Here is a 21,933-nt window from a genome sequence, read left to right as displayed (position 1 = left end):
AAGCAGTCCGAGGGTGCATGACGTACAAAGTCTAGTATATCCTTATAAATCTCAATAAGCAATTCAACTCCTCGCAGTGGCTCTAGTGGATCAAAGTCGGTTGCGGCATGGCCTGCAGTTTCAGGTCTCCGAGCGTCGGCGTTCCGGTCAGCGGATTGGTGACGTAGCTGCTGTCGTAGGTGATCCAAAGGCGCCGGGACGTATCGTTTTTGTTCTGCGACGTCATCACATTATGTTGCTGATACGCTGAATACGTGTGCTTCGCCCCAACCGTCGCGTTCAACATGATTTCCCGTGCTGCAACGCCGCCGATGATGTGGTAAAAGCTTTCCATCCCCTCCAAAAACATATTCTTGTCGGTCGCAAGAAATGCGTGAAACGTCGTCGGCGCTGTCGCGATGTCACCGGACTTGGACGCCACCAACGTCAATTCAATGTTGCCGAGGCTGTACAATTCGAGGCGACTGGGTTCCTTCCCTTTCACGTCAGGCGGCACGTTGGTGATGGTTGTGTTGCCGCTCACGTAAATCGTCGCGGTGCTGTTCAAGACACCGTTGACGGTCAGGTCTCCGTTCACGAACAACGGTTGAGTCAAATTCAGCGTCGCCCCGCTGTCAATTTGCAAGTCGCCATCGAAGTACATCACACCGTTTATGACAACATTTCCCCTTACTTCATAAGGTCCTTGTCCTGGCGGATAATGTACCCAACCGCCACTGCTTGGCAACGGGTCACCTTTGTGAAGATAGCCGTAGTTAATGTTTCCAATCTGCTTGGCCAAGTTCAACAGTTTTTGGTCGTTTGATTCGATAATTTGCGATACGTAGTCGTCCGGCAGTGTCGCCTGATATGGACCCGTTTGCACACTTCCTATTGCTACTTGGCCGAGTTGGTTCGCGCTGAGCGCTTGCTTATCAACGACATCCTTGGTCGACCCGTACAACCACGTTTCGTTTATGGTCGGGTCGCTGCCTTGGTCTTTAAACCGCGTAAAGGTGTACACCGAACCGGCATAGCGCAGGACCGACCCTGCCCCAAATACCGGTGGTACCTTCGGTTCATAACCGCTCGGTTCGCGGTAGAAAAATACAGGCTGATTTCCAACGGTCACCGTCGACGTATGACTGCTGTTCGTGACAAACCCCTGCCATGGCATGTTATCGAAATACACGGAACCACCCACGGCCATCATCCCATCGATCTCGGGCCCGCCGGTGATGAACAAATCCCCGGGAGTGTAGAGCGCGTAATTCAACGTCTCCAGCGCCCCGGAGATGGTGAACGTGTCCACCATGGTCCGTTTCGCGCCGTGCTCGTTCGCCGTGACCGTGACCTGATACGTCTGATATAAGTTACCCACATTGTTTCCGCCGCTACTCCCGCTGTCGGTCACGCTGTCGAAGTTGTTCTGACCAAGCTCGACGGTCGCCGCCAGCGGCGTCCCGGAAAATTTTTGGTTGCACCACTGTTGCATCTGACTTGCCAACGAAGTCAGAGCCGTCTTCGCGGCGCTGACGGACGAAAAACCGTTTGGCGGGACCTGCGCGGTCCACATCTGCTGCATTTGCCGGTACACCGCCTGCACGCCGCTGCGGCAATCCATCAGCGCCTGGGACTGATTGACCATGGTGCTCGTGTACCGGGCTTCTTGCACAGACAAAACCAGAAGGGCGCTGATCATGACGGTAAAAATCATGACGACGCTCATGATGCTGATGAGCGTGTAGCCCTGTTCTCCCCGCTTCACGCTAGTACCCCCCTCCCACCGCGAAGGACTCGGACATGACATAGGTCGCAAAGGGTTGCTGTGCGAGATAGGTTCCCTGCAGCTGCACGTGAACCACATTGGAGTCCACGGTAAACGTCGTTCCAGCCAAAGACACGTCGCCTCGGCCGAGAACAAATTGTTGTGGCGATCCCGTCGGTGGCGTGATCGTCACCACAATGCCGACGACGGGTTGGCCGTTCAGAACCGCCAGCGCGTTCCCCGACTGCACCTCCAGGTCGATGGTATTGCCGGACGTGTCTTTGCAGGTCAATTGCGCAGGCGACGGGTTCGACTCCACTTCGGTGACATTTTGGAAAATGGTCTCGAGCCGTTGATCGACGAATTGCAGAGCGGTGTGGAGATTGGCGGATGGCGTGTACGATCGCCAGGAACGGTAGACAAAGTTGCTCAGATAGAAGACGACGGTCATGATGACACTGGCGATCACGATGGTCGCGAGCAGCTCCACCAGCGTCAAACCATGAGACGCACTCACTGCGGAAACACCTGGGTGAGATCGACCGATTGTTGCATCGACCGCCCGTTCACTGCGGTAGTCCACGTCACCTTCACCTCTGCGTAGACCATGCCCTGCGCCCAGTCAGGCGGGTTGCTGCGGATCGACGGATGAACCAAGTACGTGGTCCCGTTTTGCTGCACGGACCGGTCTCCCTGCTGCACGACGGCGCTGGCGCTCGTCGCGGCCATTTCGCTGAAAACGTCCCGCGCAATCAGCAACGCCTGCTGCTTTTGCTGAATGCGCTGGGATTGCACCAAGAGGTTCGTCATCAGCGTGAGGACTGTGAAAAACACAAAACTGAGAATCACGACGCTCGCCAAGACTTCAATCAGCGTCAATCCCTGGGTTCGCTCATCAGCGTCTGGCAACCGGTTCATTCCGCCCATCCGCATCAAACCTGTCCTTCACACCCATCTTGAATCCCTAAGGCTGATAGGGGAAATCCAACGTCAACGACATCGTGCCCTGCTGGCCGTTCATGGAGATGTCAAAGCTCTTCACGACGACGACGCGACGGTTCGTTTGCAGGCTGTGTACAAAGGCCAGCAGATTGTCCGTCGATCCGGTGACCTGGAGAGATACCTGCACACTCGAGCCCTTCGAGGCGGCAGTCCCTGATGGGGCTGTCCCCGTCGAACTTTGACCCGCGGCGGCGCTTCCACCGGAAGCTTCACCGGCCTGTGGCGCTGAGGTGTCCGTGAACGCAGCCGACGTGACGGTGACATGACTCAGCTTTTGCGAATTCTCAAGCTCCCGTAAAATCCCCGGCTGATCGGCCGATTTCGGGAGCACGACCACCGCTTCGTTCCCGTTTTTCATCTGTTCTAACTGTTTTTGTAAACTCGTGACGGTGGCTTGAGTATTGGCCAAGCTCAACTGTTGCATCGCGAGATGGTCGGACGCCTGTGCCGCTCGCCGGGATTCCACCACGTACCATGCGCCACTGCCGGCCACCGCAAGGGCCAACGCCGCGAACAAGAGCTTCCGGACTGTGCTCCGCAGGTTCACTGTGTACCACCGCCGGTTCGAATCCGCATCGTCATCGTAAAGTTCACCTTCTGATCTGTGGTCGCGGACTGAACCCAGACTGAGGAAATTCGGTCCACCTGGCGCAGCGCCTCTTCGTAGGCAGCGAGCTTCGATGGCGAGTCAATGGTGCCAACCAAGGTCACCTGCGTTGCATCGGCATGAAAGGACGTCCACGCCGCCGACTCGGGCGCCCTGCCGACAATCGACTTCACAAAGTCCCGCACGTCGACATTCAAGCCCGTGTCATACTGCACCTGAGACGCCGTCCCCGTTGCCCCGATCTGCTTCTGCAACGAAGCCGCTTGCCGTTGCGCCTGAAGCACCAAGTTGTGCACCCGGTCGGCGCTGGTCTCGTCACTGGCGGCTCGCGATTGCTGACTCCATGCGAGGACGACGAACACCACAACCAGGATGGCCAGAACCGCGCCGACGACGACTTGGATGGAAAACGCGTAGCGCTGCTGAACCGTTTGCGCCGGCAGAAGGTTGATGTCCATCATGACTTGGCACGCTCCTTCATGGCCAAACCGACGGCTGGATAGAACACCGATAGGAGATCCGGTGCGACTTCGGGTGGCCACGCCACGTCACGCTGGACCCGATATACAGGGCATCCAAAGCGTTGTCCCAACAGTTCAATGACCGGATCGACCTCCGCCGCAACGGAATGGAGCTGGATGGCGGCCAGCGGTCGTTCCACAGGCGAGAGATTGTAATTGAAGAAGTTCACCACGCGCTCTATCTCGGAACCCAGATCCCTCGCGTAACCGCTCATGGTGAATCCGTCGGCCTCGTCGCGCAGGAGATACGGTACCGTGCGCACAAAGTACATGAAGTCTCCGACAAACACCGCAATGGTAATATCCCGGGCGTCCATATAGACGCACACATTCAAGCCGTCATCCGGTAACTCGGCTGGCCTGGACACGCGCCGCAAAGCCAACGGCACCACGTCGACTGCCACGGGGTGCAGTCCGACGTCCGCCACCAGGTGAACCAGGTGATCCACCAGCGAACGCGGCGCCGCGACGAGGCAACAGGATGCCGTTTCTGCCCCGCCCTGCGGTAAATCCGGATTCAACGGCGGCACCCGGACGACATCAAAGGTGGGGTCGTCAAACGGCAGGTGAATGGAGACACCGAGCTCCATCTGCACGGTGTTGCGCAACACCTTGTCCGGCAGCGGAGGAAGCTGAAGGTAACGCAGTATGGTGCGCTCGCTCGGGACATTCAGCACCGCGGCACAGCCCTTGAGTTCGTGATGCTTGACGAAGCTGTCGAGTTGCTCCCGAACTTCTTCCGCCTCTGGCGCATCCCACCAGTCGTCCACTGCCGCACTCACCGCTGTTGCCGCCGCCACTTTCGGCCCGGAACGGGAAGGTGCCAGCGCGGCCGCACGCAATCCTGAATTGGCGAATTCAAGTCCGACCGTCAGCTTTCTGTTTTTCTGGAAGTGAAGCGAAAGTTTCAAACGAACTCCTCCGGGGGATCTAATGTGCCGGCACCCGCGCAGCAAGTTGGGCCAGGCCAGGCGCAAGCGCCCCTGGCCTGGATGAACCTATCACCTGGTGATGAACACCCCGTCAACTGGTCGTATTACTAAAACCACTGTCCGACGGCGTCGACATGTGATTGTCCAAATAGAGTTTGTCTCCGGACCCTGACCCTGCTGCTGCAGCGGTTTCCAATTGAAAACCATCCCCAGTAGAATGGTAAACAAAGTCGTTACCCCATGGATCCTGTGGAATACTCTGCAAGTATGGTTTCGAACCTGATTCATTATCCCCTTGCAGAAGAACGCTCAGAGTATCCGGGAACTTACCGTCGTGGTCCGTCGCATACCGGTTCAACGCTTCCGCGATCACCACCATGTCTTGTTTTGCGGTGTTTGTCTTGGACTTGTTAATCGAACCCAACACCACAGGCACGGCAATGGCCGCAATGACCGCGATGATGACAATCACAGCCAACAGTTCAATCAACGTCACGCCCTTCTCGCCTTTGGTGCGGCGAGTGAGCGCCTGAAACCATTTGTTCATTCTTTTACCCCCCTTCCCCACTTTCCTTGGAGTCGCCTGAACCAATTCCATGTTGTTGGCCTCCTTTCGATAATGAGAGACTTTCTATATGCTTCATCAACCCATGTTGGAAAGCTGAGATTCCAGCGAGAACATGGGCATGATGACAGCCGTGATGATGATGCCGACCACACCGGCCAAGATCAGCATCAGAATGGGCTCGAGGAGCGATTTCAAGCGGTCGACGATGGCCTCCGTTTCCGCCTCGTAAAACTCCGCGACCTTGGTCAGCATGTGGTCAAGGTTCCCGGTTTCCTCGCCGACCCGAATCATGTGCACCACCAGGGGCGGAAACACCCACTCCGTGGCGAACGGTTCCGTCAGAGACTGGCCGCTCGAGAGGTTCTCGGCACAACGTTTGAGGGCCCGTTCGACCACCGCGTTGGACACGACGTCCGCCGTCAGTTCCAGGCTTTGCAGCACCGGCACGGCACTGGCGAACAGCGAACTCATGGTCCGCGCCATGCGCGCCATGACCGACTTTCGCAGCAGGGTCCCGAAAACAGGCAGTTTCAAGAGAATCGTGTCCCGGATGTAGCGCGGGCGACTTTGTCGCATGAGCCATTTGTAGCCCACCATCAAAAGCACCAAAAGGATGAGCAGCTCCCACCAGAAATGCGTGAACACGTTGGACACGCCAATCACGATCCGCGTCGGCAGCGGCAGTGTCGCGTTGAAACTGGCAAACAGCGACACAAACGTCGGGACGATTTTGACCATCATGAACACCGTGACGATCACTGCCAAAATGCTCACGATGATGGGATAGGTGAGCGCGGATTTCACCTTTTCTCTCGTGTAGTATTCCTTCTCATAGAAGGTGGAAAGCCGGTCCAGGACTTCGTCCAAATGACCGGACACCTCTCCAGCCTTGACCATGTTCGTGAACATCGGCGGAAAGATGTTTTTGTGCTTCGCGGCGGCCTGGGACAGTTGATTCCCTTGCCGAAGATCGCGCGACACGTCGGCCAGGGCCTTCCCCAACGCCTTGTTCTCGCTTTGTTCGGACAGGACTCGTACCGCGTCGCCGATGGTGACGCCGGATCGAACCAGCGCGGCCAATTGGCGGCAGAACGCCGCGAACTCGCCCGCTTTCACCTTTTTCCCAATGGGGATATCCTTCGTCCAGATGCTGTCCCCGTGCGCGTTGAGCGCAGCGCGCAGTCCCTTGACCTCGGTCAACCGCGTGACGTACAGTCCCTGCTCACGCAGTTCCGCAATCGCGTCCGCGCGGGAATCGGCCGTGAGGATCCCGCGGCGGGTCTTGCCCTGCAGGGTGGAGGCGGTATACGCAAACTTCACGACACGGCACCACCTTGGTTGACCATCGCGAGCGACCGGAGAACGGATTCGGACAGTTTCCCAGCCCGCACCAACTCCCGCACGTGCATCTCCAGCGTCTGCATCCCGTGCGCCCTTCCGGTCTGCATGATGGAGCGGATCTGGTGCGTCTTCTCCGTTCGGATGAGGTTGGCGACCGCTGGCGTGTTGACCAACACCTCGAGCGCCGCCACCCGGCCATTGCCGTCCTTCGTCCGGTAGAGCCGCTGGAACACGACGCCCTGCAGGACAGACGCCAACTGGATACGCACCTGGGCCTGCTGACTGGGTGGAAAGACGTCAATGATGCGATCCACCGCTTGGTCCGCCGCGCTGGTGTGCAGGGTCGCAAGCACCAGGTGCCCGGTCTCCGCCGCCGTAAGTGCGGTCTGGATGGTCTCCAGATCGCGCATCTCCCCGACCAGAATGACGTCCGGGTCCTGGCGGAGCGCCGCCCTCAGCGCGGGTCCGAAACCGAGGGTGTCGAGCCCGACCTCGCGCTGGTCAATCACCGACTCCTTGTGGCGGTGCAGGTACTCAATCGGATCCTCAATGGTGATGATGTGCTTGCGCTGGGTGTGGTTGATCAAGTCGATCATCGCGGCCAATGTCGTCGACTTGCCGCTGCCCGTCGGCCCGGTGATCAAGACCAGACCACTTGGGCGGTACGTAAAATCCTTCATCGCAGGCGTCAACCCGAGTTCCTCAAACGTCGGGATCCGCTCCGGAATGATGCGAGCGGCAATGCTGACCGACCCGCGCTGCCGGTACACGTTGATGCGAAAGCGCGAGACGTTCTTGATGCCGTAGGAGAAGTCCACTTCGCCATGGCGCTCGAAGTGCTCCCATTGACCGGCGGTCATCAGGTCGCGCGCCATGCGTTCCGTGTCTTCCGGTGTCAACTTGTCTCCCTGCGGATACAGGTCTCCGTGCAGGCGGTAAACAGGTGCCGAGTTGACCGAAATGTGCAAGTCGGAAGCGCCTTGTTTGTGTGCGGACAGCAAGAGATCATCAATCTGCACCATTGTCCCCACCCCTAGTCCCGAATGGTCACACGAAGCACTTCCGTCACCGTGGTGAGTCCCATCGCCGCCTTGGTCAAACCGTCCTCCAGCATCGACTTGAATCCCTTGGACTGGAGATAGTTGCGGTAATCCGAGTCCGGACGCTTGTCCAAAATCAAGGATCGCAACGGTTCGTCCATGACAATCATTTCGTGAATCGCCAGACGGCCCTTGTAGCCAGTGTTGTTGCAGTGGCCACAGCCGCGCCCCTTTTGCAGGTGGGTCGTCGGGTAACCGCGCGCGGACAACCAGCGCTGCTCTGCCTCGGGCGCTTGGTAGGGCTCTGCGCAGTGTTCGCACACGCGTCGGACCAAGCGCTGGGCAACCACCCCGACTACCGAGGAAGCGACCAAGAACGGTTCAATCCCCATGTCCAGCAGGCGGGAGATGGTGCTCGCCGCGTCGTTCGTGTGCAGCGTGCTCAGCACTAGGTGTCCCGTCAACGCCGCACGCACGGCAATTTCCGCCGTTTCGTTGTCCCGAATCTCACCGACCATGATGATGTCCGGGTCCTGCCGCAAGATGGACCGCAGGCCGCGCGCAAACGTGAGACCTGTGGTGTAATTGACCTGCACCTGGTTGACGCCCTGCAACTGGTACTCAACCGGATCCTCAATTGTGATGATGTTCACTTCATCGCTGATGAGCGTGTTGAGGGCGGCGTACAGCGTCGACGATTTTCCGCTGCCCGTGGGGCCGGTGATCAGTACGATCCCGTTCGGCGCCTGGATCATTTTCCGGAACAAGTTCAAGTTGCTTTCCGACATGCCGAGTTTCTGGATGTTCATCACGGCATTCTTGACGTCGAGCAACCTCATGACGCACTTTTCCCCGTGCACGGTGGGCATCGTCGAGACGCGAATATCAATCTGCCGCAACTCAAAGTCGACCTTCATGCGGCCATCCTGTGGCAGACGGCGTTCCGCGATGTTCATGTTCGCCACAATTTTGATGCGAGCGATGAGGATCGACTGCATCGCTTTGGGCAGCGTCTGTTGAGTATGCAACATGCCGTCGATCCGGTAGCGGATGCGCACCGCGTCCGCCTCCGGATCGATGTGAATGTCACTCGCTCCCTGTTGCACGCCCTGGTGGATGATCTGGTTGACGAGGCGGACGACAGGCGAGTTCTCATCCGTCACTTCTGCCGTGAGGTCGACTTCTTCTTTCGGAATCAGGTTCTGCAGTTCGTCGACAGACTCCTTGATGCCGTAAAACCGTTCGATGTATGTGCGCAGCTCCGTGCGCGAAGCAATGACTGGCTCCACCTGAAAGCCCGTGCTCATCTGCACGTCTTCAATCGCGTAATAATCGAGTGGATCGGCCATGGCCACCGTCAACTTGTTGCGATTCATCGCGATGGCCATGAGCGTGTATCTGCGCGCGAGGGGTTCGGAAATCAGGTGCACAACCGATGGATCCAAATGAAGGCGGTACAGGTTCACATGCGGAATGCCGAGTTGGAATTCGAGCACCTCAACCAGTTGGTCTTCGGTGAGAAACCCTTTGTCGATAATGATCTCGCCTAGACGCTGCTTCGTCTCTCTCTGAATCGCCAGTGCCTCTTGCAGTTGGTCCTGGGTAATCAAGCCCATCTCAAACAAGAGATCGCCGAGCTTTTTATGTGCCACAACCCTTTCCCCCGTTACCCCGGACGCCATGATTTCTTTCTGTGTCCGAAAATTGTATAGACAGGGACAGTTTACGGAATATGTTTCCTACTGGCGAAACGATTCGACGAACGGCGCGATATTCCTTCTGCAGTCAACCAAGAATTTGCTGTATGTTCTTTTGTAAGCCTGTTCATTCCTGAGCAGGAAGGTGCAACAGCGTGTGCAGGTACCAGTCCGTCAAGGTTGGGCCAAAAAACGCGACGGTCACCACCCCCATGGCGATGAACGGCACGAAGGGCACCGGCTCGCGCGGCTTCAGCCGGCCCGCCGCGCGCATGCCGTATCCAATCACCGTACCGTAAATGGACGCCAGGACGAGCGACTCCACGCCGCCCCAGAAGCCGAGCATGGCACCGATGCTGGCGTACAGCTTGACGTCCCCGAGGCCCATCCGGCCGCGCGAGAGCAGGTGAATCCCCCACAGCGTCAGCGCGCAGCCCGCCATGCCGAGCAGCGCCCCGCCCGCGCCCCGCACCCCGGAGAGGATGGCCAAGGCCAACACCACGACGGCCCCGGGCAGCGACAGGACGTCCGGCACCCGCAGTGAGGTCAGGTCGGTGGCCACGGCCGCCAACAGCAGCAGCCAAAATACGGACCATGCCAAACCTGCCAGAACGCTCTGGGCGTGGACCGCCGTCAACGCGAGCAGCGCCCCCGCCGCCAACTCGATGCAAGGGTACCGCAGCGGAATCGGCACGCGGCACGTCCGGCAACGCCCCCCGAGCGCGAGCCAGGACACGACCGGGATGAGTTCCCAGGCGCTCAGGGTTCGGCCACACTCCGGGCAGTGCGACCGCGGAAACACCACCGATTCGCCGCGGGGTACGCGGTACCCGACGACGTTGATGAACGAGCCGAACAACAATCCGAATAAAAACCCGATCCAGGCGAACACCGGCCCCATCCATCCGCCCGCGGACACACCCTCGACCCCTTCCGTGCCCTCCGCCGCCCTGCGGCAGAAAGCCGCCGTCCGAATCTCTCTTCTGACGCTGTCGCGTGTATTCGACCTGTCATTGCAAAAATCCTGTCGATTCGACCGGATCATGTCGAAATTGATCGATCGGTCGTGCATCCACGGGTGTGTGTTTGGCAGCGGCATGGTATACTGAGAGCAAGGACAAGCTTGGCGGGCTGTAACGCCGGGGTCATGAGGGGGCTGTGCGATGGACTGGAAGAGAACGGTCGCCCTGGTCATTGTCGCCGTGATCGCGTTGGTGCTGCTCATGGCGTTTCTGAGTCTCGCCATCAAACTCGCCCTGTTCGCGGCCCTGGTGGCATTGGCCTTCTACTGGTTCGCCCGGGCGAGGGAGACCTGGCGACGGCGCAGACCGTGAGGAACGCCGGAATGAACGTGCAGGCGCATGCGGACGACGAGGGGCCACCCCATTGGGGTGGCCCCTTTGCCTTTGCGTGTTGGTTTACGCGTACGCCGTCTCCTGCAGCCCGCCCAGGGCGGCGCCGAGCCGGTAGGCGACCCGCCAGATGTCGCCCGCGCCCATCGTCATCACCAGATCGCCCGGCCGGACGGTGTGGACGAGATACTCGTAGACGTCGTCCTTCGTGGGCAAAAAGCGGGTGTTCGGATTGCTGTCGAGCCGGATGCGCTCCGCCAGCTTCTCGGCCGACACACCCTCAATCTGTTGCTCGCCCGCCGGGGAGTAGATGTCGGTGATCACCACTTCATCCGCCCCGCCGAAGGCCTTGGCGAACGCGTCGAACAGGAAGAACGTGCGCGTGTACCGCTGCGGTTGAAAGACGGCGACGATGCGCCGGCCGGTCGTCTTCGCCGCCGCGATGGTCGCGCTGATCTCGGTGGGGTGGTGCGCGTAGTCGTCAATCACCAGGACTCCGCCCGCCTCCGCAATCACCTGGAACCGCCTCTTGGCGCCGTGGAATTCGTGCAGGGCCTGCGCGATGTCCGGATACGCGAGCCCGGCCTCCCGTCCCACCGCGATGGCCGCGAGGGCGTTCATCACGTTGTGGACACCGGGCAGGCTCAGCACCAGCGTGCCCAACCGCTCTCCGCGGAACCACACGGTGCAGTGGCTGCCGCGGTCGACCAAAGCGACGTCGCGGGCGGTGTAATCGGCGTCCTCGCCGACGGCGTACGTCATCACCCGGCACCGGGCCGCCGCGCGGAGCTCGCGCAGGTGCTCGTCCTGCCCCGACATCACGCACAGGCCGCTCTCCGGGATTTGGCCGATGAACTGGGCGTACGCCCGTTTAAGGTTCTCAAACTTCCCGCCGTAGTGCTCCAGGTGGTCCGGCTCGATGTTCGTCACCACGGCGATGTTCGGACGGTAGTGCAAAAACGACCCATCGCTCTCGTCGGCCTCGGCGACCACGTACTGCCCCCGGCCCGCTTTCGCATTGTCCCCGATGTTGCTGACGACGCCGCCGATCACGAAGGTCGGATCGAGCCCGCAGCGTTCCATGACGTAGGCAATCATCGAGGTCGTGGTGGTCTTTCCGTGGGCACCGGTCACCGCCACGCCCACCCGGTCCTCCATCAGGCGCGCCAGCATCTCGGACCGGTGCACTATGGGGATGTTGCGCCTGCGCGCCTCCTGCAGTTCGACATTGTCCTGAGGCAGCGCCGTGCTGTACACGACCAGGTCCGCGCCCGCCACCTGATTGGCGGCATGGCCGCGGTAGATGCGGGCGCCGAGATCGCGCAGCCGCTGGGTCAACTCCTGAGACGATACGTCGGAACCGGACACCTCATAGCCCAGATCCAGCATCACGCGCGCGATGGCGCTCATTCCGTAGCCGCCGATCCCGACGAAATGCACATGTTCGGAGCGATTCACGCACCTCACCGTCCTCACATCCGTAGATCTTCCGCTTGTTCCATAGCCTTCCTCGCCTCGTGCACCGTATACAGGGAACCCCACACGCACACCGGTCGCCCCAAGGTGCGTGCAAAGGTCAGCGCGTCCGCGACCGAAGGCCGGATCTCGACCGGAACGCCGGGTGAAACGGTCCGAACCGCCTCCGCCAACAAGGCGGCCGGCAGCGCCCGGGGCGAATCCGGCGCCGCGGCGATCACGCGGTCCGCCAGCGGCAGCAGCGCCTCCAACATGGGGCGCACCGACTTGTCGCCCAAGACGCCGACGACCATCGTCCATCCCCCAGGTATCTGTTCAGCCTTCCCTGGATCGCCGCCTGCCGCCGCCCCCATTCGGCGTGGTGTTCCGGTGTCCTTCCCGGCCCCGGACCACAGCCCGGCAAGCTCGGCGAACTCGCGCAGGGACCGGGCCAGCGCGGCCGCGCCCGGCGGGTTGTGCGCGCCGTCCAGGACCACCGGCGGCGGCCCTTCGAACACCTCGAACCGCCCGGGCCAGCGCACGCGCATCAGGGCTTCGCGCAGCTCGCGGATGGACAGGCGCGGACAGACGCCGGCCCGGCACGCCCACTCGTACATCGCGAGGGCGACCGCGGCGTTCTTGCGCTGGTGATCTCCGAACAGAGGCAGCGGCAACTGCAGCCCGTCCGCGTCGAGGCCGCGGTAGTCCAACCACTGGAAGCGGGCGTCCCGACGCCACACCGTCGCTGACACGTCCGCCCCGCACACCGTCAGGGGGGCACCGATTTCTTTGGCCCGGCTTCGGATGACGTCGAGCGCCTCCCCTTCCGCCGCCGTGACCGCAGGAACCCCCGGCTTCAGGATACCGGCCTTCTCCCAGGCGATTTGGCGGAGCGTGTTTCCCAGGACATCCATGTGATCGAATCCCACGTTCGTGATGCCGGTAACGGCGGGCTGCACCACATTGGTGGTGTCCAGCCGCCCGCCGAGCCCGGTCTCCCACACGACGGCCTCCGCCCGTTCCTCGTGAAAGTACAGGATGGCCATCACGGTGAGCGCCTCGAATTCGGTCAGCGGATCGCCGGGGACCGCCGCTTCCGCAGCCTGCCGCACCGTCTCCGACAGCCGTTCCAACACCGCCTCCGGGATGGGCCGCCCGTCCACCACGAAACGGCCGCGGTACCCGTCGAAGGCGGGGGAGGTGTAGGTGGCCGTCCGCAGGCGTGCCGACAACAGCGCGGTCAGGATGGCGCAAACGGACCCTTTCCCGTTGGTTCCCGCGACGTGCAGAAAGCGAAGCGCCTGATGCGGATTGCCCAGTGCCGCCAACACCCGGCGAGTGCGCTCGAGCCCAGGTTTCATCCCAAAGCGCGCCAGACCGCGCAGCCAATTCGCACCGTACGGTGCGCCCACCGCCATAATCTATTCGCCTCCCGGGGCATTGGTCACATCCGCCCGTCCGCAGTCCGGATGGCATCCGCAGTGAGGATGGAACGCACGATCCCGATGGAATCCGCACTCACGATTCAAACTGGCGAATCCGCGCCTCGACCGCTTGCAACTTCGCCTCGTAGTCCGCCAGCTTGGCCCGCTCCCCTTCAACGACGTCGGCGGGGGCTTTGGCGACGAACTGCGGGTTGGCCAGCTTCTTCTGCGCCCGCGCCACCTCCGCCTCCAGACGGCTGCGCTCCTTCCGCAGCCGCTCCAGCTCGGCGGCGATGTCCACCAGCCCCGCCAGCGGCAGGTAGAGCTCCGCTCCCGTCACCACGGCGGTCATCGCCTGGGCGGGCGCGGTGGCAGCGGGATCGATGGTCAATTCCGAGAGGTGACCGAACTTCCACAGCACGTCGCGCACCGACTCAAACAGTTCGGCCGCCTCCGCATCCGCCGGCCGCACCACCAGCGCCACCGGGCGGCTCGGGGGCACATTCAGCTCCGCGCGGACGTTGCGCACGGCCCGCACCGCTTCCATCAACTGCTGGGTGCGGCGGGCGGCGTCCTCATCGAACAGCGACGCGTCCACCGTCGGCCAGGCCGCCGCAATCAGGGCGTCGCCGGGGACGGGCAGAGACTGCCATATCTCCTCCGTGACGAACGGCACGAACGGGTGCAGCAGGCGCAGCAGGGTGTCCAGCACGTGCACCAGGACCGCGCGGGTCTGGCCCTTGCGCGCCTCATCTTCGCCGTACAGCGACAGCTTCGCGAACTCGATGTACCAGTCGCAGAAATCATCCCAGGCGAAATCATACAGGGCGCGCCCGGCCTCGCCAAAATCGTACCGGTCGATGTGCTCGCTGACGGCGGCGACCGTCTCCTGCAGCCGGTGCAGGATCCAGCGGTCGGGCAGCGTCAGCGCCTCACGATGGAGCGGCGGGATGGCGCCCCCGTCGGGCAGGTTCATCAGCACGAACCGGGAGGCGTTCCAAACCTTGTTGATGAAGTTTCGGGACGCCTCGACCTTCTCCCAGTAAAAGCGCTGATCGTTGCCCGGCGACGTGCCCGTGGTCAGCGTGAAGCGCAGGGCGTCGGCGCCGTACCGCTCAATCACCTCCAGCGGATCGACCCCGTTGCCGAGGCTCTTCGACATCTTTCGTCCATCGGAGGCCCGAATCAGTCCGTGGACCACCACATTCGCGAACGGCATCTCGCCGGTGAACTCGAGCCCGGTGAACACCATCCGCGCGACCCAGAAGAACAGGATGTCGTACGCGGTGACGAGGGTGTCCGTCGGGTAATACCGCGCCAGGTCGCTCGTGTCCTCCGGCCAACCCATGGTGGAAAAGGGCCAGAGCGCCGACGAAAACCAGGTGTCGAGCACGTCCTCGTCCTGGTGCACCTGGCCGGAACCGCAGTGCGCGCACGCCTCTACGTCGTCCATGGCGACGGTGATGCCGCCGCAGGCATCGCAGTACCAGGCCGGAATGCGGTGACCCCACCAGAGCTGGCGGGAGATGCACCAGTCGCGCACGTTCTCCAGCCAGTGCACGAACACCTTCTCGAACCGCTCGGGCACGAAGCGGAGCTTCCCCGCCTCGACGCCGCGAATGGCCGCCTGAGCGAGCGGCTCCATGCGGACAAACCACTGATCCGACAGGAACGGCTCCACGACCGTGTCGCAGCGGCTGCAGTGGCCGACGGCGTGCGTGAGCCGCTCCGCCTTCACCACATACCCCTTCGCCTCCAGGTCGGCCGCGACCCGGCGCCGGGCCTCCTCCCGCGACAGGCCCTGGTACGGGCCGGCGAGTTCGGTCAACACCCCGTCCGGACCGATGCAGCTGGGCATCGCCAGGTTGTGGCGCAGGCCCACCTCGAAGTCGTTCGGATCGTGGGCGGGCGTGATCTTCACGCAGCCGGTGCCGAATTCAGGGTCGACGTACGCGTCGGCAATCACGGGGATCTCCCGGTCGGTCAGCGGCAGGCACACGGTCTTGCCGACGAGATCGCGGTAACGATGGTCATCGGGGTGCACCGCGACGGCCACGTCGGCGAACATCGTCTCGGGGCGCGTGGTGGCGACCACCACGTCTCCCTGCCCGTCCGTGCGCGGGTAGCGCACGTGGTAAAGCGTGCCTTCGACGTCGTTGTGCTCCACCTCGATGTCCGACAGCGCGGTCGCACAGCGCGGGCACCAGTTGATGATGCGGTTGCCGCGGTAGATCAGCCCCTTCTCGTAGAGGCGGACGAACACGGTCCGAACGGCGCGGGACAGCCCTTCGTCCATGGTGAACCGCTCGCGCGACCAGTCGCACGACACGCCGAGCGCCCGCACCTGGCTGGTGATGAGGTTCCCGTACTTGTGCTTCCACGCCCACACCCGCTCGACGAACCGCTCCCGTCCCAGCTCGTGGCGAGTCGTGCCCTCCTCCTCGCGCAGCATCCGTTCGACGCGCGCTTGGGTGGCGATGCCGGCGTGGTCGGTCCCGGGCAGGTACAGGGCGTCATAGCCGGCCATGCGCTTGTGGCGGATGATGATGTCCTGCAGGGTGTTGTTCCAGGCGTGCCCGAGATGCAGCGACCCGGTGACATTCGGAGGCGGCATGACGATGGAGAACGCCGGTTTCGACGTGTCCTTGCCCGCCTGGAAGTACCCGCCTCGTTCCCAAAATTGGTAGATCTTCTGCTCCACCGCCTTCGGGTCGTACACGGGCGGCAGACTGGTGGAAGGTGCTGTGTGTGCCATCGCAGGTCCTCCTCCGCGATTCGTGTCGTTCACGCGGCGCCCGCAGCGGGTCCGCACGCCAATCGGCCAAATAAAAAACCTTCCGTCCCATCAGGACGGAAGGTCACTTCCGCGGTACCACCTGAATTCCCCCCGCACCGGTGTGCGAAGGGCCCTCTGTCATCGATAACGGGATGACCCGGTCCGAAGACGGCTCGGAGACGACGTTCGGACACGCGGCCGGGGTGGCTTCCAGCCGACGGCCACCCTCTCTGCGGAGCGGACCTCCGCCCCTGACGAGCCCCGGTCGTCCTACTCCTTCTCCTTCATCGCCTTTTGTCCGCGGCGCGCGGCCCGGAAACGCCACGCGGCCGTTGGCTGCATTAGCTTTCATTTTATCGGGCCTTCCTCGGTGGTGTCAAGCGCGCAACCTCAGCGGCGCTTCTTCTTTTTCTTCTTGCTGTGGACCCGCCGGCGCACCGGTTCGTCCTTCATGCGTTCCGCCCGCCGCTTGGCTTCGAGTTCCGCCCGTTTGCGATCCGACCACTGCGTCAACCGCAGGTAGATGAACGCCATCGCGAAACTGAACACCAGGTACAGGGCGTTGAGTTCCACGTAGGGCAACAGCTGGTGCGTCGCCGCGGCCGTCTGCCAGCCCCGCTCAATGAGGGCCTCCAGCGCCAGGTCGATGAGAAACGTGACGGCGATGGCGACGAAGGCGTTGGCCAGCCGGCGCTCCTGCGCGCGCGGAATGATCACGTAGGAGACGATGAGCATGGCCAACAGCGTGCTTTGCACGATGGGGTAGTGGTTCGGGACAAAATAATACGCCGCCACCTGGAGGACGACGATCACTGCGATGGTCCACGCCATCAGGCGCCAATGCCAGCCCCGCCACACCCCTGGAGTCGTTGGTGCGTTCATGCAGACCTCCATCCGTCCAGCCCGGACGCCGAAGTTCAACAATCTTTGTCCATCTTACCAAGTTCGGCTCCGGTTGTCACCGGCCCAACCCACGCATATACATGAAACGACGACAAGAGGGAATGGGGGGAGGTCGCGGTGGGCTTTTTCTACGCGCTCGCGCGGTTCGTGAAACTGCTCCTCGCCATCGCCATCTTTCTGCTCTTTCTACGCGCCATCCTCTGGCCAAGCGCGCTCGATCTGTTCGTCCTGCTGATCCTGTTCATCGTCTTCGTCACGCTGTTTCTCGGCGCGCCCTAGGCTTCGGGGGGTTTCCATCCCCGCCACAGCCCGGCCGGGTGATCCTCGCCGCCCAGGTGGACGCCCGGACCGGCATCCCCCCTGCGCAGGCGTCCCCGCCGGGAGCGCTTTGGCTGGCGGTCGCCTTCCGGCTTCTTGCCGGACGCGTCACCGCGCCCGCCGGCATCCTGCTCCACCTCGACGGGCACCTCGATGGCCGCATGCGGCATCCCCGTTTCCTGCATACCCGTACTCTCCATCCCCGCATGCTGCACGGGTACCCGTTCGCCCGCTTCCCCCGCCTCCGCGCCTTCCGCCAACGCCCACGCCGGGGCGTGTGCGAACACATTGGTGACGGCGGCCTGGCGCCGTTCCTCCAGCATCAACGACGACGCCAAGACATCGACGGACTCGTCCGCATCCTGGGCCCGCGCTTGGTGCATGTACCGGAGCACCATCTGCACGATGCGCAAGGGCGCGGACAGGAGCGTTGCCAGCACGGCCCGCTCGCGCTCGTCGAGCGGCCGAACCGCCTCATACGCGGCCACGGCGCGCGCCAACACGTCCGCGCTCCAATCGTGTGCCGGCAGATAGCGGTGGAGAAACAGCGCCAGGTCCTCCACCGGCGGTCCAGGATGGATGCGGTCGTAGTCCAGCACGCACCACCGGTTGCCGGTGTACACCAGGTTGTGGCGGACAAACCGGCCGTGACAGGTGTGCCCCTGCGCCCGGGACGAAGCGTGCAGCGATTCGTAGTCCGCTTCGGCGCACGCCGCCAGGGCGAAGCGCAGCCGCTCCGCTAACGCTCCGCGGCAGGCCGCATCCCTTCGCGCGAAGGGTTCCGAGGCGGACGATGGGTCCGGACCGCGCTCGAGCTCCGGCAGGGCCGCAGCGAGCCGGTCGGGCAGGGGCCGCGACTCCGGCAGCCCGTCCAACGTCCGGCCGAACCCCGACATGGCCGCGTGCCAACGGGCCAGTTCGGCGGCACAGACGGCCAGGTCCGTGACCTTTCGTGCGTCCGGCTCCCGCCCCGACACCCAGGCGGTCAGATAGTACAGTCCCGTCTCGTGGATCACGAACGGATCGCCATACCGGTTGCGGATGAAGCGCGGCACGCCGGGAAGCCCCTGCGATGACGCGTACTCGGCGCCGAAGAACACGTAGCGGAGCCGGTCCGGCGGCATCTGCACCCGCTTCAGCAGGCGCGCCCCGGAAGCGGTCCGCAGCTTCACCCCTCCGCGCGCCGCCCGCGCATCCACCGGGATCAACCCGTATTCGTCGAGCACCTCTTCCTCCATGCCGCAGGTGCGAAGCACCTCGGACACCGGTTCAGGTAGCGGCGCCAACGTCATCCCCCCTAAAGCGTCCCAACAGCGCCCCTGCGGCTTGCTGGTGGCGGGCGGCCATGCGCTCCCATCCGGGCGGCAGGCCGGTCGCTCCGCGCGCGGCTCGCCAGGTGCGCAGCCACTGCACCGCGTGGTGCGGAAACGCCGCGAACGCCCGGACCATGTCCGCCTCGTCGGCGTCCAGCGGCGCCTCGGCGCGGTACGCCGACAGCGCTTCCGCCACCCCGCCCGCGTGATCCCCCAGGCACACCTCGTGGCACAAGGTCGCCAGGTCGAACAGGCGCGCGTCGACCACCGGATCGACCAACTGCAGTGTGGCAATCCGCCCGCCTCTCGTCCGCACGAGATTCTGCAGCCGGTACCCGTTCCAGGCGATCTCCCGCCGGCGCGCCGCTTCGCCAGCGCGCTCCGCGTATCCTGACCGTTCGAGGGCGGCCACCGCGCGGTCCGCCGTCTCGGCCCAGCGGTCCAACCAGGCCATCCACGTCCGCCCGCCGGTGGCAGGACCGGTCAACGGGCCGGTGGCGCGGGCGGGCTCGGAACGGTCCCCGGCCAGCAGCCGTTCCGCCGCGAGGGCGTCGCGCCCGGCACGCAGGTGATCCACCCAGCTTCCGCGCCGTGTGGGCAGGTCGTGCAGATCCGGGTGCGCCCCGGCCCCGTCGAGCGCCCGGTGCAGGCGCCCCAAATTCCTCGCCGCCGCGTCCACGTCTTGGGGCACGGGCTCAAGCGGATGGCCCGCGAAGACATCCACCAGCAGCACCGCGCTGCCGTCCGCCAGTCGGACCCAGCGCTCCAGGTAGAGCGTCGCGAGGGGCCGCTGCGTCCGCCGAAACCCGCGCCCGGCGCAGACGTCCGTGACGGCGGTGCGCCAGCGGGCAGCTGCGTCCCCCAGCCGCCTGGCTTCGTAGCACCGCCCACCGCCGTCGATCCGCACCCGTCCCCATCCCATCGGCGTCCACCGCTCCACCGGTACGTCGTAGTGCGCCAGACCGGCCCGCGCCCACGCCAGATCCGCTTCTTCTTCCGGCACGGGCACCGCCCCTCAACGGACGCCCGCCGGCACCGGCACGCGCAGGCACTGGCCGGCGTAGACGGTGTCCGAGGTCAGGCGGTTGACGCGCATCAACTCCGCTGTCGTCACGCCCAACCGCTCCGCGACCGACTCGAGGCTCTCGTCCTCCATGACGATGGCGAATCGCAGGGTGTATGTCCGCTCCGGCGCGTTGAAGTCGACGAACGACCACAGGCTGTTGTCGACGGTCGGCACGACCTCCCCGCGGTCGGCGCCGGAGGCATCCGCCGGGACATCCACGGCGCCGAGGCCGTGGGCGGAATGAGACTCTACCGGCGATGACGCTGGGGCTCCGGGCGGTGCGGCATCGGACGCCGGGGTCTGGACGAACCCGGCCGTCGCTTGGAACCCGCCGCCCGAAAAGCCGCGGGACGGCACAAATCGTTCCTCTGGCGCCGGAGATCCCGAGCCTGCGGCCTCGTGCAGGTCGTCCGGCTGCAACTGATGCTCGAATTCCATCTCGGTCCACGGCCGGTCGAGAAACCCGTCGTCCCGTGTCCAGCCCAATCCGGAGGCCCCCTCCGCCGGTGCGGACCTCGCCACATCCGGCCAAGGTTCCGCAGAACGAAAGGACACGTCCGGCACGGGCCATGCCGACGCTCCCGTGCCCGCATACGGATTCTCCTGGTCCTCCCGGGCGTCCGCCGGGAGGACGTCGTCCGGATCGCCTGCGTCCTCTTCGGCCTGCGCCCAATTCGCTGCGCCGTCGATCAGGCGGTCGAACCCGGCCAACTGCTCCTTCGCCCCCGGCTCCTCGGTCCTCCGGGCCTCGGCACCCAACACGTCGGCATCCCGGTCGTCGGGTTCGTCCCATGCGTCCGCGGCGTCCGAAGCAAGGTCCGCTTCATTCCCCACCTCGGGCGGATCCGCGGGGCCCGCCCCTTGCCGCGCGCCGCTGATGGCTTCCATGGCCGCGCGAGAGGAATCATCCGCCTGGCGCACGGCGCTCTGAATGTCGTCCGCCCGGCCGCGGCCAGAGCCGCGCGCTAGCGCGTACGGCGTCGCGTCCGGGTTTGCGTCAGCGCCCCCGCTCGCCGCCTCTCCTTCCGGTGCCGCATCCGGCTCGGCGGACGCCGAGTCAAAGAAGACATCGCCCGCCTCCTGGGCCCCGCACTGAAAGTGGTAACCCTGCTGGCCGTTGAGGCCGACGATGCTCAAATCCGCCAGTACGCGCACCCACCCCGGCCCCACGACGTCCAGTTGCCAGTGGGTGATGCGGCTGGCGACGTTCACGAGGCCGCGCGGCTGCACCTTGACGGGTACCCGCAGCACGAACGGCATCCGGTGGTGGACATGCTGCCCGATGGCAGGGTCGCCAAAATCCAGGCTGAACGAATCTTCCTCCGCGGGCGTCTGCGTCCCCGGCCGGGTCAGGTAGCCTGCGAAGACAATCGCCCCTTCGAGGACGTACGCGTCTCCGACGCGATCGAACGACGTCACCTCCGTGGCGACCGTCGCGTCCTCGACCCGATCTCCCTCCCGGACGGCGGGAATGAACACCTCCTGATCCACGTTCAGACGGATGACCGGGGCGCGCTCTGTATCGCTCACTTCATTCCCCTCCCTGTGATCCGCGCCCGCCCGCCCCGGGCAAGACGGACGGCCAGGCGCCGGACGGTGCACCAGTTCACTGTATGATGTATGCCCGGCCTCTTGGCATTATGTAGGGGATGGGGCGCATCGCTCCACTTCTGCTTCGCAAGCCGCTCCGCGATGCACCCCATCCCCCTCGTCCGCTATGACGGAACACCCACATCGTTACGAAACGCCCATGCAGTGGAATGATTTGAAATCCGTTTTCCACCAAACCTGCAAACACAGCGACCAGGTAATCATCCACGAGCGCCTAAACCGACGACAAATGCCATGACAACGCCAAGTTGGTCGCTGTC

20 protein-coding genes are annotated in these 21,933 nt (G+C 63.5%); 2 read left to right on the top strand and 18 right to left on the bottom strand.

Going from position 1 to position 21,933, the window contains the following annotated elements:
* Positions 1–82: 82 nt before the first annotated feature.
* The 11 genes from BM357_RS11085 to BM357_RS11035 all read right to left on the bottom strand — a co-directional run bounded on the left by BM357_RS11085 (position 83) and on the right by BM357_RS11035 (position 10,374).
* Positions 83–1,747: a type IV pilus modification PilV family protein gene (locus BM357_RS11085; RefSeq protein ID WP_074953048.1), complete on the bottom strand. Its 1,665-nt coding sequence runs from the start codon at positions 1,745–1,747 to the stop codon at positions 83–85.
* Position 1,748: 1 nt separating this feature from the next.
* Positions 1,749–2,264, bottom strand: a complete 516-nt coding sequence (locus tag BM357_RS11080; RefSeq protein ID WP_074953045.1) for a prepilin-type N-terminal cleavage/methylation domain-containing protein — start codon at positions 2,262–2,264, stop codon at positions 1,749–1,751.
* Complete coding sequence (locus BM357_RS11075; RefSeq protein ID WP_139234676.1) at positions 2,261–2,665, bottom strand: type IV pilus modification PilV family protein; 405 nt, start codon at positions 2,663–2,665, stop codon at positions 2,261–2,263. Before BM357_RS11075 ends, BM357_RS11080 begins: the two co-directional genes overlap by 4 nt.
* 46 nt (positions 2,666–2,711) lie before the next feature.
* Positions 2,712–3,296 (bottom strand): hypothetical protein, encoded by a 585-nt coding sequence (locus BM357_RS11070; RefSeq protein ID WP_074953039.1) that lies wholly within the window; start codon positions 3,294–3,296, stop codon positions 2,712–2,714.
* Positions 3,293–3,817, bottom strand: coding sequence for a PilN domain-containing protein (locus tag BM357_RS11065; protein WP_074953036.1), 525 nt, complete (start codon positions 3,815–3,817; stop codon positions 3,293–3,295). The genes BM357_RS11070 and BM357_RS11065 overlap by 4 nt, the downstream gene beginning before the upstream one ends.
* Entirely contained in the window at positions 3,814–4,788 is a 975-nt protein-coding gene (pilM, locus tag BM357_RS11060) for a type IV pilus biogenesis protein PilM (protein WP_074953034.1), read from the bottom strand. Before pilM ends, BM357_RS11065 begins: the two co-directional genes overlap by 4 nt.
* 112 nt (positions 4,789–4,900) lie before the next feature.
* Complete coding sequence (locus tag BM357_RS11055; protein WP_074953031.1) at positions 4,901–5,407, bottom strand: type II secretion system protein GspG; 507 nt, start codon at positions 5,405–5,407, stop codon at positions 4,901–4,903.
* 45 nt (positions 5,408–5,452) lie between these two features.
* The gene (locus BM357_RS11050) at positions 5,453–6,697 is read right to left on the bottom strand and encodes a type II secretion system F family protein (RefSeq protein WP_074953028.1); all 1,245 of its coding nucleotides are present in this window, start codon (positions 6,695–6,697) and stop codon (positions 5,453–5,455) included.
* A complete protein-coding gene (locus tag BM357_RS11045; protein ID WP_074953025.1) occupies positions 6,694–7,740 on the bottom strand; it encodes a type IV pilus twitching motility protein PilT in 1,047 nt (348 codons plus the stop codon). The genes BM357_RS11050 and BM357_RS11045 overlap by 4 nt, the downstream gene beginning before the upstream one ends.
* A gap of 11 nt (positions 7,741–7,751) precedes the next feature.
* Positions 7,752–9,410 (bottom strand): GspE/PulE family protein, encoded by a 1,659-nt coding sequence (locus BM357_RS11040; RefSeq protein WP_139234674.1) that lies wholly within the window; start codon positions 9,408–9,410, stop codon positions 7,752–7,754.
* A 172-nt stretch (positions 9,411–9,582) separates the two neighbouring features.
* Positions 9,583–10,374, bottom strand: a complete 792-nt coding sequence (locus BM357_RS11035) for a prepilin peptidase (RefSeq protein ID WP_245783954.1) — start codon at positions 10,372–10,374, stop codon at positions 9,583–9,585.
* 244 nt (positions 10,375–10,618) lie between these two features.
* On the opposite strand from BM357_RS11035, the gene BM357_RS19880 reads away from it, so the two are divergent.
* A complete protein-coding gene (locus BM357_RS19880; RefSeq protein WP_175511512.1) occupies positions 10,619–10,789 on the top strand; it encodes a hypothetical protein in 171 nt (56 codons plus the stop codon).
* An 84-nt stretch (positions 10,790–10,873) separates the two neighbouring features.
* Here the strand turns inward: BM357_RS19880 and murC are convergent, their stop codons facing one another.
* The 4 genes from murC to BM357_RS11015 form a co-directional block, all read right to left on the bottom strand.
* Positions 10,874–12,265 (bottom strand): UDP-N-acetylmuramate--L-alanine ligase, encoded by a 1,392-nt coding sequence (gene murC, locus BM357_RS11030; RefSeq protein ID WP_074953019.1) that lies wholly within the window; start codon positions 12,263–12,265, stop codon positions 10,874–10,876.
* A 14-nt stretch (positions 12,266–12,279) separates the two neighbouring features.
* Complete coding sequence (locus BM357_RS11025; RefSeq protein ID WP_074953016.1) at positions 12,280–13,680, bottom strand: bifunctional folylpolyglutamate synthase/dihydrofolate synthase; 1,401 nt, start codon at positions 13,678–13,680, stop codon at positions 12,280–12,282.
* A gap of 100 nt (positions 13,681–13,780) precedes the next feature.
* Positions 13,781–16,441, bottom strand: coding sequence for a valine--tRNA ligase (locus BM357_RS11020; protein WP_074953014.1), 2,661 nt, complete (start codon positions 16,439–16,441; stop codon positions 13,781–13,783).
* Between the two features lie 411 nt (positions 16,442–16,852).
* Entirely contained in the window at positions 16,853–17,344 is a 492-nt protein-coding gene (locus BM357_RS11015) for a hypothetical protein (protein ID WP_139234673.1), read from the bottom strand.
* Positions 17,345–17,482: 138 nt separating this feature from the next.
* Here BM357_RS11015 and BM357_RS19875 point away from each other — a divergent pair, with 138 nt between their 5' ends.
* Positions 17,483–17,644, top strand: coding sequence for a hypothetical protein (locus BM357_RS19875; RefSeq protein WP_175511511.1), 162 nt, complete (start codon positions 17,483–17,485; stop codon positions 17,642–17,644).
* On the opposite strand, the gene BM357_RS11010 is transcribed toward BM357_RS19875, so the two are convergent.
* Genes BM357_RS11010 through BM357_RS11000 form a run of 3 tightly spaced genes read right to left on the bottom strand, consistent with a single transcriptional unit; the run spans position 17,641 to position 21,592 of the window.
* Positions 17,641–18,969, bottom strand: coding sequence for a phosphotransferase (locus tag BM357_RS11010; protein WP_074953010.1), 1,329 nt, complete (start codon positions 18,967–18,969; stop codon positions 17,641–17,643). The genes BM357_RS19875 and BM357_RS11010 overlap by 4 nt on opposite strands.
* Complete coding sequence (locus BM357_RS11005; protein ID WP_074953007.1) at positions 18,953–19,999, bottom strand: hypothetical protein; 1,047 nt, start codon at positions 19,997–19,999, stop codon at positions 18,953–18,955. The genes BM357_RS11010 and BM357_RS11005 overlap by 17 nt, the downstream gene beginning before the upstream one ends.
* A gap of 12 nt (positions 20,000–20,011) precedes the next feature.
* The gene (locus BM357_RS11000; protein WP_074953003.1) at positions 20,012–21,592 is read right to left on the bottom strand and encodes a LysM peptidoglycan-binding domain-containing protein; all 1,581 of its coding nucleotides are present in this window, start codon (positions 21,590–21,592) and stop codon (positions 20,012–20,014) included.
* Between the last annotated feature and the right edge of the window lie 341 nt (positions 21,593–21,933).

The organism is Paenalicyclobacillus macrosporangiidus, assembly GCF_900116805.1.
Classification (GTDB): Bacteria; Bacillota; Bacilli; order Alicyclobacillales; family Alicyclobacillaceae; genus Alicyclobacillus_H; species Alicyclobacillus_H macrosporangiidus.
Note: the sequence above shows the minus strand (reverse complement) of the source record. Positions and strands in the feature narration are given on the sequence as shown.

What these genes read in the sequence shown, in the direction of transcription:
- BM357_RS11020 (WP_074953014.1), bottom strand. Translation starts at nt 16,441, where the DNA reads ATGGCACACACAGCACCTTCCACCAGTCTGCCGCCCGTGTACGACCCG.
- BM357_RS11055 (WP_074953031.1), bottom strand. Translation starts at nt 5,407, where the DNA reads ATGGAATTGGTTCAGGCGACTCCAAGGAAAGTGGGGAAGGGGGGTAAA.
- BM357_RS11065 (WP_074953036.1), bottom strand. Translation starts at nt 3,817, where the DNA reads ATGATGGACATCAACCTTCTGCCGGCGCAAACGGTTCAGCAGCGCTAC.
- BM357_RS11045 (WP_074953025.1), bottom strand. Translation starts at nt 7,740, where the DNA reads ATGGTGCAGATTGATGATCTCTTGCTGTCCGCACACAAACAAGGCGCT.
- BM357_RS11075 (WP_139234676.1), bottom strand. Translation starts at nt 2,665, where the DNA reads ATGAACCGGTTGCCAGACGCTGATGAGCGAACCCAGGGATTGACGCTG.
- BM357_RS11025 (WP_074953016.1), bottom strand. Translation starts at nt 13,680, where the DNA reads ATGGCGGTGGGCGCACCGTACGGTGCGAATTGGCTGCGCGGTCTGGCG.
- BM357_RS19880 (WP_175511512.1), top strand. Translation starts at nt 10,619, where the DNA reads ATGGACTGGAAGAGAACGGTCGCCCTGGTCATTGTCGCCGTGATCGCG.
- BM357_RS11015 (WP_139234673.1), bottom strand. Translation starts at nt 17,344, where the DNA reads ATGAACGCACCAACGACTCCAGGGGTGTGGCGGGGCTGGCATTGGCGC.